Source organism: Erythrobacter aureus, from assembly GCF_003355455.1.
GTDB lineage: Bacteria > Pseudomonadota > Alphaproteobacteria > Sphingomonadales > Sphingomonadaceae > Qipengyuania > Qipengyuania aurea.
Genome location: NZ_CP031357.1, coordinates 744,647 through 760,326 on the forward strand (window position 1 = coordinate 744,647; position 15,680 = coordinate 760,326).

Consider the following 15,680-nt stretch of genomic DNA (forward strand, 5'->3'; position numbering starts at 1 on the left):
AAGCGAATGGTCATCCGCATCCCGCGATTAATGCCTGCTCCCGAGAGACGCTTGCCAGCCGGTGCATCCGACAGGCCTGCTCTGCAACATGGCAGCGTATCGGGCGCTTCTTGAGAATATTCCGGCGAAGATGGACGGAGTTGGCAAGACCCGGACCTACCCGGTCGGGGAGGCCGAGACCACGATACGATTGGCAATTCTCCTCGAAGTGCGCCGAGGTACGACCGAAACGACAAAACCGGAACCCGAGCAAACCGACCGGGAATGGATAGTTCGGTGCAAGATGGGCATGCCGAAGCGAAATCCGCGATTGATCGATCGCCAGCATTGTTCGCGCTGATGGATCATTGGCTGGATTTGGATCTGGCGATCCTGGTAGGGCCGGGCTCTCGCTGAGACGGCGTTTGGAGCAAAGCGGTGCGGAAAAGTGTATTCTTGCCTCTTCCGCACCGCTTCCCTCGTCAATTAGGCAGACTTTGTCGCGCCATGCCAACGAGCATCAACCCGATGGGCTTCGCTCCCCATAGGGGGCACCCATTGCGCGAAGCATTGTCTCCGATTCTCGTGTCAGAAGCGCTTGGTCACATTGAAGCCGAATATGCGCGGATCGAGTGTGAACACATTCGTGGTCAGCCCGGAATCGTCGCTGTTCGTGAAGAAATCCGTGATCGGAGTATCGTTGAACAGGTTCTTCACATAGAACTGGAAAGCGATCTGGGATGCCGGTCGCTCCAGCGTGATTGCCAGGTTCGCATTGTCCCACGCCTTCAAGCGGTCGTATTCGGTATTGTAGACCCGGGCGAAGCTCTTCGATTGACGGTAATAATCGCCGCGAAATGTGAGTTCCCAATCGCCCTCGTCGATGAAGAATGTGTATTGCGCACCGATATTGAACGTCAATCTGGGGGCATTGGGCAGTTCGTTGCCTTCGAGATCGGCATAGAAGCCCCTTCCTCCGTTGGGAGCGTCGGTAAGCGGATTATATTCGAAGCCATAGAACTGGTAGAGCGGGAGACCGTCGATTTCCGGAGTAAAGGTGCCGAGTTCGGCCGTTCCACCACACAATGCGCTGAGCGCGGGAAAACCTAGGCCGAATGAAGTAAGGGGATTGGCCAAAACCTGTTCGACGATGTCCCGCGGCGCGATGCAGTTCGACGGGACCTGCAGCCATGGGCGGATCAGAACCCAATCCTCGTTCCCCTGGGTACGGTTCATGACATCTATCGACTGCGCGCCTTCTTTCAGCCGCGTTTTGAGATAACCCAGATTGGTATCGAGGCGAAAGGCGCGGGAGGGCCGCCAGGCAGCCTCGAATTCGAGACCCCAGACCGTCGCGTCGAAATTCTCATTCAAGGAAATGCGATCAACGATCTTGGATATCTGATAGCCCTGATAATCGTAATAGAATCCCGTCGCGTTCAAGATCAGACGGCCGCCATCGAAGCTGTTTTTCGTGCCGATTTCGAAAGCCGTCAGATATTCTGGTTCGAACGTGGCGGGCAGGGGCTGGAACTGAACGACAAAGGGATCGATGTCGGGACGCGGCGGATTGGTGCCGCCGCCCTTATAGCCACGCGAAACCGATGCGTAGATCAAAGTATCGTCGGAAAAATCGAGGTTCGGCCGCCAGTCTACGACAATCCTGCCGGTGGGCTCCGACCATTTTTGTACCACCGGATCGCCTTGGGGATAACCACCTGCGATCGACCCGCCGCTCGTCCCGTTCGTGCCTGCGCCCAGCAGTAGCTGGCTTGGAACAGGAGTGGTGGTCTTTTTGTCCTTGGTCCAACGGATACCGGCGGTGATATTCACCGTATCGGCAATTTTCCAGTAACCTTCCGCGAACACGGCCCAGGATTCGGTTTCGACCAGATTCCGGCTGAGGAAATAATTGTGCCCCATCTCGTCCAGGCTGCCGAGCGGATTGGGATCGACATAGACGCAGTCATACTCCGTCGTGCTTGGCTGGCAGTCGATATAGTCGGCCGGAGTGCCTCTACGGTTGTAAAGATTGTAGGCCAAGTAAGTGAATGCGTTGTTCAGGACGAAATAGTCGTCCTGAGTTTTGAAATTCAGATAATTCGTGCCGATATTGAAGTTGAATGCTCCATCGTAGTCGGATTGAAGGCGGAATTCTTGCGACCACTGGCGATTGCGCGATCGGCTTATGTCGATGGCCAGGAGCCGGTTCGATGCCCCGAGCTGCGGGTCAACGAATATGCCCCCGGGCGCGGCGAATTCCTGGTTTATCGGTAGCCCGAAGAATGGCCCAACAAGGTCCGTAGTATCGCTAAAAATGGGACCAGATACGAAACGGTTGTAATCCTGCGACGAATAATACCTGTCTCGTGCGTAGGCCGTTTGCGAAACCAACCGCAAATCATCCGATACTCCGAAATCGAGGTTGAGCTGGACCACGTCGTTCTTGGCGCGGAAGACGGGATCGTAGCTGGTTGCGATCTCGCGGAGGTCGCGCGATTGGACCACATCGGCGAAGGGGTCGCCTGGCAAAAATGCTGGAACCAAGTTACCCTTGTCGGGGTCCCTGCCCATGTTCAAGACGATCCGGCCCGCCGCGATGAAGGCCAGGGCTTCGGCATTGGGGGCTCCATAGGCATCGTCGCTGTACAGAGAGCCGGGAAGGCAGCCCTGGCTGAATTTCGAAGACAGGGGCACAGGCTCGAACTGCGATACGGGAACCGGAGTATCCCCGATCATGGTTTTCCCGGGATCGCGGGTGCACAGATTCTTGCCTGTACGAGACCTGTTGTCGTCTTCCTCGAAATGCTGCCAGACCAGATTGGCGTTGAAGCGGTCGCTCGGCTCCCATTCGAGGATGGCTCGGGTGGACCACAGGTCACGGCCATTCACCTTCTTCCCGGTAAAGGTGTTGAAGTCGTACCCGTCGCGCTTCGTCCAGGCCCCGGCTACGCGTGCTGCCAGCGTGTTGCTCAAGGGGATGTTGAGCATGCCGCTTGCGCGGGTGGTCCCGAAGCTGCCGACTTCCGCCCTTATCTCCCCGGCGAAGTCCGGGGTCGGCATGGCGGGGATGAGATTGACCACCCCTGCGGTTGCATTGCGCCCGTAGAGCGTGCCCTGGGGGCCGCGCAACACTTCGATCCGGGCCATGTCGAAGAACTCGGATTCGAACAGGCGGTTACGGATTAGCGGTGTATTGTTGAAGCTGACCGCAACGGCCGGATCCGACGCCGCCGAGATCGATTTTGTCCCGACACCGCGGATCGAGAAATTGTACATGCTGAAATTGGATTTCGAAAAGTTGACGTTCGGCACCGCCCTGAGAAGCTCCGAACCGCCTTCGATCTTCTGATTGTTGAGCGCTTCGGCCGATATGGCCGATATCGCGATCGGGACATCCATGATGGATTCCTCGCGCTTTTGCGCGGTAACGATAATCACGTTCCCACCGGGCACTGACTCCGCGGTTTCGCCCGTAGCCGCCGATGCGGCTGGTTGATCGGATTCCTGACCGTAGCTTGGTACCGCTGAAAGTGCAGTGATCGCGACAATGCTCGTCGTGCATGCTGCGCGAGCGAAAAAACTTCCCTTCATATCCTCTCCCCATGTCCTCGCCCGGATTACCTCGCCGGCCCTTCGAGTGGCGCGTACGCAGGCAAAAGGCGTAATTCTCTCGCCGTGCCCAGGAGGCTCGTGATCGGCGATTCCCATTGCCTCTCAGCAAAGAAAGCCCAGATCGCATCCCGACATGACGGGCCGAAAGCTATCAATGCTGACACTCATGTCAATAAGGTTTGACATTGGCACTCATGTCAGTGACCCATTTTCGAGGAATGTTTGCGGCAATATCATCTATCGCCCGCTGGCCTTCTTGGCGCAGCTTCGGCCTTGTTATTCATGAAGTATTTGAAGCGCGAAGAGGTACCAAAATGTTCTGTGACAGCACGCAAATTGCTGGGTTATAAATATTTTGTAATGCCTATGATATGATGTATCAGATAGCAGAATGAGATATGTTATTTGGCCGATTACATGATTGGTATGGAGCTGTATGCGTCTACCAAAACGCATGGTCCGACAAACCAAGGGCTGCTCCGAATATCGTCGCGAGTCATTCGCTAAGTCCATGCCAGATCGTGTATCATGGGGAGGTTGTAGTATACGATACTATAGACCTTCGTCCTTGATTATTTAGAAGAATTACACCGCGCAGCGGGCGCTCGACCAGCGCTGGCAGCGCAGGACGATTTGCATTGTATAACATAACCGTCCCATCAGAGCACAATCGACAAGAAGGGTGGCAGATCGATTTGTCAGAGCCGGATATCGGCGTATGATGCCAAGATGAAAAAAACGGAAAGGCTAGGCGGTGTGGGCAAGGGAACCGCCATACCTGTCGTAGCGCGAGGCAAGTATGCCAAATCGAGCGCGACAGGCAAGAAGGCCCCCCGGCGCAAACGCAGCGCGGAGGAAGCGCGCGAAGAAAGCATCATGGCCGCCCGGTCGCTGTTGCTGGAAGGCGGGCCTGGCGCGGTGACGGTGTCCAACATCGGGAAACGGGTTGGTATGTCGCATGGCAATATCATCCATCACTTCGGTTCTGCCGCGGGGCTGCAGGCTTCGCTCATGGGCAAGATGGTGGACGATCTCGCCGAGGCGCTCGAGAGTGCGGTCGAGCAATTTCGGGAAGACCCCGATGCACCGCGGACGGTCGTCGAGCAGGTGTTCGATGCGTTCGATTCCGGGGGCGCCGGCCAACTTGCCGCCTGGATAGTGCTGGCGAGGGATTTCGAACATCTCGAACCGATTCGCGATGCTGTCCGGTCGCTCGTCGGTGCCTTTGCTGAAAAGATCTCCGGCCCCCATGCCGAAGAACGGGTCAAGGGGGCCGTACTGACAATCGCCATTTCGGCCTTCGGGGATGCGGTCATCGGGCCGCATCTACGCGAGATGCTCGACATGGAGGACGACGAAATGCGCAGGCTGACGTCCAATATGCTGCCCCTGCTGATCACCATGCCGTTCCATGGGGGGGGCGCCAAACCGGACGAAGCGGCCTAGAACTGCGCGGTAACGGCAATCCGGATCGTCCGACCGAGCGGATCGAGTTCGTAGCGCGAAAACCCTTCCATCCTGTTCGGCGATTCCACCCATCTCCTGCTGTCGAAAAGGTTCCGGACGTCGAGGGACAGCTTTAGTGCATCTACCCAGTCCCTGGTTTTGGCACCGCGAATTAACATCCCGAGTTCGACAAAACCGCCCAAATTGAAGGTAGACGCGGGCGGGTAGCGATAGGCGACCGCTCCGTCGCGCGCGACCCTCGCAGCTCCGGTCCAGGTGCCGCCGAAATTCGCGCCCAGCCCCTTGCGCCCGACATTGAGATGAAAGGCAATACTGTGGCGCGCCTGGCCATTCGCATCGAGTCGATCGATGACGCTCAGACCCCTTCGGATTGCCGTTTCGCTCTTCAACTCCCACCGATGGGTTAGCGATCCCGTGATCGTCCATGGCGTGAACGCACCGCCAACCTTTCCGGCTTCCTGATGCGAATTTCGCGGCTGGCTCCAGCGCAACGACAGCCCGCTAGTGAGACGCTTGGTCACGTCCGAACCGATATTGATGGCCCTGGCATCGATTGCGATCAGCTCGCCGCGCGCGTTCCGAAACACCCGTTCGGGGAAGGCGGCCTCGACTTCGGGCGTCAACGCCGGCAGAGAAGCGATCCCGCCTTGCGCCCTGGCGTGGCGGTATCCAAGATCGACGGAAAGAAGGTGCCCGTCGAAAGGCGTGGCGCGCAGGTCGGCCGTGAAACTCTCGAGGCTCCCCCCAACAAGCGCGTCATTGCCGCCCAGGCGGAAAAGGGGCTGGACATACTCTCCACGCGTGAAATCGAACACCCGCTTCAATATCTCGACCCTCGGAGCGTAGAGTTGATCGTATGTGGGTTCGGTATTCTCATGCGAATAGGCGACGCGAAGGTTCACCGACTTCACGGGTGACCAGTCGATCGCACCGCCGATCCGGTAGTTCGTCGGCGCACCGCTAACCTTGCGGAAAGCCCCCGTCGCGCTCGCATCGACCTTTCCAAGCGCGGCGAACGGCTCTGTTCCCGCGCCAGTCAGGGGGAGCGAAAACGAGACCAGGCCGTCCAGCCGCTCACTATGCGTCACGCTGCTATAAGAACCGCCGGTGGAAGGGGCGAAGTCGGTGAATTTCACGCGCCGATGGCCCGCGTTCAAGGACAGGCTCGCGCGGGCAAGGCCGGCTGGAAGAGAGGCGATGGAGTTACCTGTGGTCAGAGAGAGGGTGTAGGCTTCTGATTTCGAACGCAGGCGGTTCGTTTGTGAGAGCAGACCACCATCACCGGCCGTTCGAGTGTAGCCATCTTCGACGACCTGTTCCGGCCCATCGGTGCAATAGCCGCTTTCCCTGTCTGTGGTTGCCCAATCCACGCTGTAGCGCAGCCTGAGATTGGACTGCCATCCCGCAACGGGGCCGGAGATCGCGAGACCTGCGGCAAGGCTTTCCGACGTCTGGCGACTTTCCAAGGCCGTGAGATGGCGCCGTAAAGGCCGCGAAACGGTGTCCGGAGGCAGGCCAATCTTCTGTATGCTCTGGCTACGATTTGCCGCAATGTTCAGCGTTCCGCTGAAGGCGCCGAAGGGATGGGTGGCGCTTGTATTGACCCCGGCGGAGTGCGCTCGCGGCAACAAGGCTTCGTATTCGGCCGGATCGATTGAAGCGTTGCTCCGGTCGAGATTGTCGAACTGCTGCAAAACTGCCGCCTGCGCGGGAATGGCGCGCTCGCTTTTGAGAAGTTCGGTGTCATGCGAATAGGTCGCGCCGATATTCCACCGCGTATCGTAATCGATGGCGAACCGGCCGATCGAGAGCTTCCTGCTCCTCCTGCCGCCGGCCGTGGGGGATTCCATGCCCGCTTCCGAACGCCAGGTTGCAAAGCGCCGCTTGAGTTCGAGGTTTACGACACGCTTCCCTTGCGCAAAGCCATAGGCTGCCGCCGCGTTTCTCGGTAGAATGGCAATGCGGGCCAAGGCTTCCTTGGGATAGTCGTCTAGTTCGCCAGGATTGGCAATGCGCCTGCCATTGACGAGCACTTCGGGTACCTGCCCGGATCCGTCCACCAGAAAGGCGGTGGCTTCCAGAAGTTCGCCAATCGTCGTGGCCGCGAAGGAGGCTATCTCGCTCTCCCCGATCTCGGCCTCCGCGTCGATTTCCGCACGGCCCCAACGTTTGCCTTCGACGATAATCGGCTGGCCTTGAGGATCGTCCTCGCTCGGTTCTGCGATCTGGTCGGGTACTTCGTCGCTTGCCATCGGGCCGGTCCGGGCAAACACGGAACCGCTTTCGCCGAGTGGTATGGCGCACAAACTGACGGACCAAGCTATTCGTACGAGCAATCGGGCGATGCGCGGCGATTGGCCGCGGCAGGACTGCCGGAATCGCTTCCACTCGAGGTTGGCCTTGGGGGTAATGGGACGCCTTTATCGTTTTGCGCGGCAATTATGCTGGCCTAAACCGACCAAAAAAGGCGCGCGTACCACGCGCGCCCTTCAAAGCTGAGGAGCTTGCCAGCTATTGCGCTGACGCCAAACTCACGGGGTGATGCTCAGCGGGGAACCGGCAGTCTGGCTCAGAGTGCCGGCCATTTTACAATCGGCACCGCTGGTCGCGGAAGAATTCGAGAGCGGGACGCTCAGAGTGATATTGCGCGGCGAGGCGGAGTTGCCACCCCAGACAGTCTTGATCGGCCCGGTGCACGTGCCCGAACTGAGCGGCGGATCGATCACCAGACCGGAAATGGTCAGGTAAGTGCCATCGTAAACAACCGAGCCTGTGCCGTTGACGGCGATGAAGCCGCATGGGAAGTTCCCACCGATTGAGGCGGTTGCGGATGCGCTGGAACCGGCCGTGGCGTCGACATTGACTGTCAGCGTGCAATCGTACGCTGCTCCGTCCTTCTGGACTGTAACGGGTCCGGAGAAGGTCGAAGTGCTCGCCGGTGTATAAGTATCGGCCATTGCCGCCGGGGCAATAACAAGCGCCGCTGCACCAGCCAGAATTCCTACATTCTTTAACATATTCCATCCTCTCCATTGTTTATTTGCATCGAAGCGAATCGATACAAGTAAAGAGTAGTCGAGTCGACAATGATGTCAATATCGGTTGTTAATGGCATTTTAACCTATTTGGGTAACTCCCATGAGAAGCAGTTGTCGTTGGATTATCGCCTGCAAGGTGCTGATCGAAGCGCGGCGGTCGTTTACCGATGACGCTTCGATCAGTGCGGGCCATGCTGGGTAAAAGTCGGATCGATGTCGGGGTTTGGGTCATCCAGAGCCGTTCGCTGGACCTGTCCGAAGTGGCTCACGAAGCCAAGGCATCGCAGTGGCCATTATTCGTGCATACGACCTCCCCGACGGGCCAGCGCTCGATTGGGACCGAATTTCGGCCAGCGGAAACCAGCTCGCTGCTGCGGAGGTGCTTACTTCGCCCGCGTCCAGATCTTGGTCCGGCAGAACACCGCGACGCAGCCCTTGATCCTGAGCTTGTCATTGGACAGCAACGTTATCTTCGCCGAACGTGCACCATCGCCTGTTTCCGGATCGTAGACGGGCCCCCCGGACCATTCAGTCGGTCCGCCGGTTACGTCCCGCAGCACGACCAGGCCCTTGAGCTTGCGATCGCGGAGGCGAGGGTTGGAATTACGCTCGTCGCGCTGATCTGGATTGGCGCGTAGTCGCGCCGCGTCGACGATCCTGCCGCAATAGGCGTCGCCGCAGCGGTAGATCTGCACTTTTCCGCCCTCACTGCCGGTATTCCATACCCCAGTGATGCTCGCCCCCTGAGCCAATGTGGGGGTGCCGAGTGTGGCTGCCACGGCAACTGCCAAGACTGCTTGTTTCATTGGGCTTTTCCTTCGGCGAAACCGCCTTTTGGACGAACGATTCCTCGCAGCAACGGTTTTACCTGCCAAGATTGGGAGGCTAGTCTGACGTTCGGATGTGGTGCGACGGCGGGAGAACCCGCTGAGGGCAATGGCTGCCTTGATCATAGCTCATCACCCCGTCGACAGATCGTATCGCGCATGCGTCTTGGCGAGCAAGTCGCGATCGTCGTGGTCCCACGGATGAAAGCCGGGGCGATAGTATCGGGCATATGGCACCATAATCCGCCGCAGGGCACCGGGTGCCACCAATAGGTATTTCAGGGTTCTCCACCAGGTCTTCGGTGTGTTTATCCCGTCCTGGCGATAGAGCGAGGCCATGTTCGCGCCGATCACGCGCATCACCACCCAAGTTGAAATCATCATGGCCGCGACGCGGACCAGATAGCGGCGCGGCCGCGACCAGCCCTTGGTCGCCAGCAGGAACGTGTCATAGGCCACGGCCTTGTGCTCGAGTTCTTCCACCGCATGCCAGCTCCAAAGCCGTCGCGCTTCCTCGGGCGCTCCCGCAAGATCCGCGCTATCAGCGGAAAGCAGGGCATGGGCGAGAATGGCGGTGAAGTGCTCGAGCGCACAGGTTGCGGCGAGTTTGCGGACATCGCTCCTCTTTTCATGGGAGGCCAGCGCACGCTTGGCTCTGCGTTCGAGCGCGGCGATGTTGTACCCTGCCTTGGCCGCGAATGCGTTGAACTCGAGATGTTCGCGGCTGTGTACCGCCTCCTGACCGATGAAACTCTTGATCTGTGATCTCAGGGGTTCGCTTGCGAGCCCCTGAAACCGGCGAACACTGTCCATGAAAAATCTCTCCCCATCGGGGAAAGTGGATGACAGTGCATTGAAGAACGCGGTCGGCACCGGATCTCCGCCGTGCCACCAGCGTTCGGCATCGGACGGCCCGGGCTCGAGCCGGAATTTAAGGTTCCGTACCGGAATTACGAGATTGTCCGGACTTTTCGAATAAGAAGACATCGCTCGACTCCATTTTGACATCAATGTCAATCTAAGACGTTTGGTGTCGGTGTCAACGATATGTGATTTAGCGCACGACCGGCCGGGATGCACGCTGCTTCCTGAAGGGACCTGTGTTCGATCCGCGGCGGGGGTCCCCGCGCGGACAGTTCACGTTTGCAGTATGCGTCCGCAAGGCAGGGCGGAGAGCTGCTGACGGAGAATGTGCTCGGTTAGCCGCCTTGCTAGTGCTGTTCGTGCATCATGGACCAGAAGATCTGGGCCGAACAACTGATGAGCACGAAGCCCGCCAGCGCCTCGACACCGGCGATTATGCGGAGATGGCCGGTCGGATAGATGTCGCCGAGGCCGAGCGTGGTCATGGTCACGAGCGAAAAGTAGAAATGATCCATCCAGCCGAGCGATTGGGTTCCGGCGAACGTGCCGAGCCCCCACAGTACGCCAAGTTCAAATCCGGTGGCGAACAGGGAAACGACGAGCAGGTGGGATAGGAGTACGAGTAGCGAAATGGCCAGCTTGACTACGAAATCGTTGCGCCGTGCCAGCCATCGATGACCCACACCGAGACTGGCGAGATGAAGTGCCACCGAGAGGAGAAACAGCGCAATGGCGAGGCCTAGCGCGATCGCCATCGTCATCGGAGGGGTTCTTCACGCCCGCCGTCGTTCGAGGCACGCGCCTCCGGTTTGCGGCTCAGATAGATACGCTCCGCCAGGAAGACCGCGCCGATCAGCACAGCGGCGATAACCAAGATCATCGGATCGCTCGCCAGTTTGATCGATGCGAACGCGATCAGCACCACGGCATCGGCAGCAAGTGCGGTCAGCAGTATCCAGCTTTTGGCATCGATCTCGTTGCGCAGGTGGCGCCACACACCCCAATGTACCAGCATGTCCATCACCAGATAAAAAATCGCGCCGAGGGAGGCGATGCGCGACAGGTCGAAAAGGACCGCCAACGTGCCCGCAATGACAACCGTGTAAACCAGCATATGACTGCGGATGCCGCCGCTCATGCCGAAATGGCTGTGCGGGATCATCTCCATCTCGGTCAGCATGGTAAGCATGCGGGAGACGGCAAAGACACTGGCGATCACGCCCGACATGGTCGCGGACAGTGCGATGACGATCGTGAAGTAGAAGCCAAGCTCGCCCAGTGCGGGACGAGCGGCTGCGGCCAGCGACGTATCGCGCGCGGCGACGATTTCGGGGATCGTCAGGCTCGCGCCGACGCCAAAGGCGACCAGCAGATAGACTGCCACGCAAATGGCGATGGAGATCATGATCGTGCGGCCGACATTACGGTGCGGATCGACGATTTCGCCGCCGCTATTGGTAATGGTGGTGAAGCCCTTGAAGGCGAGAATCGAGAAGGCGACGGAGGCCAGCAGCGCCTCGCCATTCGTCAGCCGGATAGGCCCGGCGAAAGCCCCGTCCCCCAAGCCGCTGGTCCACATCGCCGCTACGGCGAAGAGCACGATCCCGCCGACCTTGACGGCGGACATCACCAGCGACAGCCAGCTGACCGAACGGTTGCCCGATGCATTGACCAGATAGGCGAAGCCGATCAGCCCCAAAGCCAGCGCGGACACCAGCAGCCCGTTGCCATCGGCTTCGAACGGGCGCAGCGCATAGGTGGCGAAGGTCCGCGCGACCAAGCTTTCGTTGATGACCATCGACAGTGCCATCAGCAGCGATGCCGAGGCCGCGACCGTGCCTGGACCGTAGGCCTTCTGCAGGATCATTGCGATGCCACCCGAGGAAGGCCAGGCGTTGGACATCTTGATATAACTGTAGGCGGCGAGCGATGTGACGATCGCGCCCGCAACGAAGGAGAGCGGGAACAGGGGCCCGGCCAGTTCCGCGATCTGGCCGGTCAGCGCGAATATACCCGCACCGATCATGACGCCCGTGCCCATGGCGACCCCACCGGCAAGGCTGATCGAGCCCTTCTCGGAAGAGTCCGTGTGGCTGTGTTGCTCCATCGCCTAGAGTTTCGCGCTACGCAGCCGCAGCGAATTGAGTACCACCGAGATCGAGGAGGCACTCATCGCGAAGGCAGCGAACATCGGGCTGATGAGGATGCCGAAGAACGGATAAAGCACCCCTGCTGCGACCGGCACGCCTGCGGCATTATAGACCAGCGCGAAGAACAGGTTCTGCCGGATGTTGCGCATCGTTGCACGGGCAAGCCGCCGGGCGCGGACGATACCATCGAGATTGCCCTTCACCAGCGTGATCCCCGCGCTTTCGATCGCGACATCGGCACCGGTGCCCATGGCGATCCCGACATCGGCCTGAGCCAGGGCGGGCGCGTCGTTCACGCCATCACCGGCCATGGCGACCTTCGCGCCCGCCTGCTGCAATTCGCGGATAATCCGTGCCTTGTCCTCGGGCAGCACGTCGGCACGCACTTCGTCGATCCCCAAACGCGCCGCCACCGCATTCGCCGTCCGCTCGTTGTCCCCGGTCGCCATGATGATCCGCAGGCCGAGCGCATGCAGGTCCTTCAATGCCGCAGGGGTCGTCTGCTTGACGGGGTCCGCAACGGCCACCAGCCCTGCCAGGGTGCCGTCGATGCTCACGAACATGACAGTCTCGCCATCATCGCGGCGCATTCCAGCTTTCTTCTGCGCGCCATCATCGCGTTCAACACCGATCAGATCGAGCATGGCGGCGTTGCCGAGCGCGACCGCCCTGCCGCCAACCGTGCCGCGTACACCTTTGCCCGTGACCGCCTCGAAATCCTCGGCGGTCTCGGTCGCGATGTCGCGTTCCTCGGCGCCTCGCACGATGGCCTCGGCGAGCGGATGTTCCGAGCCGCGCTCGAGAGAGGCGGCAAGCGCCAGCACCTCGTTCTCGGTGAACCCTGCCTGGGGGAGGACTCCGACCAGTCGCGGTTTGCCCTCGGTGAGCGTACCGGTCTTGTCGACGATCAGCGTGTCGATCGTCTCGAACCGTTCCAGCGCTTCGGCATTCTTGATCAGCACACCCACTTGGGCGCCGCGCCCGGTGGCGGTCATGATCGACATCGGTGTCGCGAGCCCGAGCGCGCAGGGACATGCTATGATGAGCACCGCGACCGATGCCACCAGCGCATAGGCCAGTGCCGGAGCCGGGCCCCAGGCCGCCCAGGCGATGAAGGCCAGTATGGCGATCGCGATCACTACGGGTACGAACAGGCCGGCCACCTTGTCGGCGTATTTCTGGATCGGCGCGCGCGAACGCTGGGCGGCGGCAACCATCTCGACGATCTGTGCCAGCATCGTGTCCGCGCCTACGCGCCGCGCTTCGATTACCAGGCTGCCCGTGCCGTTGATCGTCGCGCCCGTTACAGCGTCGCCAACGGTCTTTTCAACCGGAACGGGTTCGCCGCTGATCATGCTTTCATCGATCGAGGAACGGCCTTCCGTCACGGTGCCGTCGACCGGCACTTTCTCGCCCGGGCGCACGCGCAGCAGGTCGCCGACCGCGACATGGTCCAGCTCGATTTCCTCTTCCGTGCCGTCAGGGCGGATCACGCGGGCGGTTTTGGCGGCGAGGTCGAGCAGGGCACGAATGGCCTTGCCCGTCCCCTCGCGCGCGCGCAGCTCCATCACCTGACCCAGCAGAACCAGCGTGACGATCACCGCTGCGGCTTCGAAATAGACGCCGACATGGCCTTCGGCATTGCGGAACCCGGCAGGAAATATCCCGGGCGCGATCACGGCCGCCACGCTGAACAGCCAGGCGGCGATAACGCCCATGGATATGAGCGAGAACATGTTGAGGTTGCGCGTAAGGAAACTGTTCCAACCGCGTACCATGAACGGCCAGCCGCTCCACAGCACGACCGGCGTGCCCAGAACTAATTCAAGCCACAGCGTTCCTCGCTCGCCGAGGATGTCCCGCACTTCGGGAAAGCCGAGATATGGCGCCATGGTGAGCACCAGCAGCGGGATGGTCAGAACCGTGCCAATCCAGAACCGCCGGGTGAAGTCGACCAGTTCGGGATTCGGCTCGTCTACGGCCATGGCGGCCGATTCCAGTTCCAGCCCCATACCGCATAGCGGGCAACTGCCCATGCTGGTGCGGCGCACCTCCGGGTGCATCGGGCAGGTCCAGACCGGACCGTCGTAACCGACGGGAACTTCGTCGTAACGCCCGTCGGTGGATGCAGGTGTGTCGTGGCCTTGATGGCAACCGGAATGATCGCTCATGCCGGATACCGCTTTGCGAAGAAACGATAGAGCGGAACGCCGATCAGGGCGATATACCAGCCATAGGCAAAGACACAGATCAGACCGGACAGGAATGCTGTCCAGGTCAACCATTCGAAACCTGGCAGGAGAGGCGCCCAAGCCGTCCACATGCGCATTGCGTCCGGCATAAGGAGGCCGAAGCCAATACAGATCAAGTAGGAAATCGCGAGGAAGGTGGAGATCGTCCAGCCCCAGCGCGATATTGCATTACCCATTGTTTCCTGAATTGCCATGTCAGCCCCCTTGCTAGCGTGACTTCGTATCGTGTCTGCTTGTCCGGCCGGTGGCCGACGCGTCTTTCGCGAGAAGGCCGTGATCGGCCTCCTTGCCGCTATTCCGGTTCACCGCGTCAGCGATAGCTCGCATAGGTGCGGGTTCCCGACTTGCCGAAGGCAACGACCTTGTACGGCTGATAGTGCTGTTCGTGGCCCGGCGCTTCCATGCCCGGTGAGCCAAGCGGCATTCCCGGCACGGCCAGGCCCGTAACGCCCCTGGGTTTCTCTTTCAGCAAACGCTGGATCTCCTTGGCCGGGACATGGCCTTCGATCACATAACCGGCCACTGTCATCGTGTGACAGGACGCAAGGTCGGCGGGTACGCCTCTAGCCTTTTTGACCTGCACCATGTCGGCGCGGTTGACCACCGCTATATCGACCTTGAGCTTGGCCTCCATCTGCTCGGCCCATTTGTGGCAGCAACCGCAGTTCGGATCACGATACATGGTGTAAGTGGCAGCCTGCGCCGCCTGCGACAGGGCTGCGAGCGACAGTGTGGTTGCGACCGCGAGGGACTTGAGCGTTTTCATGTCTCGATCCTTGTTCTGTTCATAGTCCGAGGTGATTTGGTCCGAAGACCATCTCGCCACCGAGATAGCCCTGGTAAAGAATGGCGGCTGCGAGCAGTGCGAGAAGAGCGCGCAGGGGCGTCCGCGACGGTCGCGATGCCGCCCACCAGGCAATCAGCGAAACGATGGCGATCGCCGTGCCGTTCCACCGATGCAGGCCGAGCGTTTCGGACCTGTCGGTCAGGCGCCAGCCTGCGGCAAACCAGCCGAGCGCAGCAGCAAAGGTGGCGCCCAGGGCTCCGCCGGCGACAAGAACACGAACGCTCGTTTCCAGTCCGAGAGCTGGGCGGGCCAGCAATACAAGCTCGGCGAGAAACGCCGTCAGGAGCAAGGCGATCGGGAAATGCGCGGCAAAGGGATGCAGGCGGCCAAGGACGTCGGAGAGGGAGAGGGACCTGTCCTCGACCGCCTGCGAGACGGCTGAGCCATCCAGCGTCTCGGAGGTTGTTGTTGCACCCGTCTCGATTGACGCCGCCGCCTCGCCATGCGTGGACGCCATAATTGCTGCCATTTCCGCGTCAGACATATCCTGCTGATGCGCTTCGTGAGCGAACGCGCCGGTGGCTGGACCCGCGAATAGCAGAGCGGCGAGAAGGGCGGAGAGAACGAGCTTCATGTCGAACAGTACGTGGGTGTACCAACCATCCCTCAAAAAAATTGTTGAGTGTCAGTTCGGTGCCGCG

At 60.1% G+C, this 15,680-nt stretch carries 12 protein-coding genes; 1 reads left to right on the forward strand and 11 read right to left on the reverse strand.

Going from position 1 to position 15,680, the window contains the following annotated elements; genetic code table 11:
- Positions 1-567: 567 nt before the first annotated feature.
- On the reverse strand, positions 568-3,573 hold the full coding sequence (locus DVR09_RS03750; protein WP_115415746.1) for a TonB-dependent receptor: 3,006 nt from the start codon (positions 3,571-3,573) through the stop codon (positions 568-570).
- 750 nt (positions 3,574-4,323) lie between these two features.
- On the opposite strand from DVR09_RS03750, the gene DVR09_RS03755 reads away from it, so the two are divergent.
- Positions 4,324-5,040 carry a TetR/AcrR family transcriptional regulator gene (locus tag DVR09_RS03755; RefSeq protein ID WP_115415747.1) on the forward strand — a complete coding sequence of 239 codons (717 nt, stop codon included), beginning with the start codon at positions 4,324-4,326 and terminating at the stop codon, positions 5,038-5,040.
- On the opposite strand, the gene DVR09_RS03760 is transcribed toward DVR09_RS03755, so the two are convergent.
- The 10 genes from DVR09_RS03760 to DVR09_RS03805 form a co-directional block, all read right to left on the reverse strand.
- Positions 5,037-7,313, reverse strand: coding sequence for a porin family protein (locus DVR09_RS03760; RefSeq protein WP_115415748.1), 2,277 nt, complete (start codon positions 7,311-7,313; stop codon positions 5,037-5,039). The two genes, DVR09_RS03755 and DVR09_RS03760, sit on opposite strands and share 4 nt — an antisense overlap.
- Positions 7,314-7,592: 279 nt before the next feature.
- On the reverse strand, positions 7,593-8,078 hold the full coding sequence (locus tag DVR09_RS03765) for a PraA/PraB family alkane oxidation protein activator (RefSeq protein ID WP_115415749.1): 486 nt from the start codon (positions 8,076-8,078) through the stop codon (positions 7,593-7,595).
- Between the two features lie 404 nt (positions 8,079-8,482).
- Positions 8,483-8,905: a DUF2147 domain-containing protein gene (locus DVR09_RS03770; RefSeq protein ID WP_115415750.1), complete on the reverse strand. Its 423-nt coding sequence runs from the start codon at positions 8,903-8,905 to the stop codon at positions 8,483-8,485.
- A gap of 153 nt (positions 8,906-9,058) precedes the next feature.
- Positions 9,059-9,913, reverse strand: coding sequence for a metal-dependent hydrolase (locus DVR09_RS03775; RefSeq protein WP_115415751.1), 855 nt, complete (start codon positions 9,911-9,913; stop codon positions 9,059-9,061).
- Between the two features lie 224 nt (positions 9,914-10,137).
- A complete protein-coding gene (locus DVR09_RS03780; RefSeq protein ID WP_234041546.1) occupies positions 10,138-10,551 on the reverse strand; it encodes a potassium channel family protein in 414 nt (137 codons plus the stop codon).
- The gene (locus tag DVR09_RS03785) at positions 10,548-11,831 is read right to left on the reverse strand and encodes an APC family permease (protein ID WP_234041599.1); all 1,284 of its coding nucleotides are present in this window, start codon (positions 11,829-11,831) and stop codon (positions 10,548-10,550) included. Before DVR09_RS03785 ends, DVR09_RS03780 begins: the two co-directional genes overlap by 4 nt.
- A 69-nt stretch (positions 11,832-11,900) precedes the next feature.
- Positions 11,901-14,111 carry a copper-transporting P-type ATPase gene (locus DVR09_RS03790; RefSeq protein WP_115415753.1) on the reverse strand — a complete coding sequence of 737 codons (2,211 nt, stop codon included), beginning with the start codon at positions 14,109-14,111 and terminating at the stop codon, positions 11,901-11,903.
- Entirely contained in the window at positions 14,108-14,386 is a 279-nt protein-coding gene (locus tag DVR09_RS03795; RefSeq protein ID WP_115415754.1) for a DUF5676 family membrane protein, read from the reverse strand. The genes DVR09_RS03790 and DVR09_RS03795 overlap by 4 nt, the downstream gene beginning before the upstream one ends.
- A 116-nt stretch (positions 14,387-14,502) precedes the next feature.
- On the reverse strand, positions 14,503-14,958 hold the full coding sequence (locus DVR09_RS03800) for a DUF411 domain-containing protein (protein ID WP_234041547.1): 456 nt from the start codon (positions 14,956-14,958) through the stop codon (positions 14,503-14,505).
- Between the two features lie 19 nt (positions 14,959-14,977).
- Positions 14,978-15,613, reverse strand: a complete 636-nt coding sequence (locus DVR09_RS03805; RefSeq protein ID WP_115415755.1) for a DUF2231 domain-containing protein — start codon at positions 15,611-15,613, stop codon at positions 14,978-14,980.
- Between the last annotated feature and the right edge of the window lie 67 nt (positions 15,614-15,680).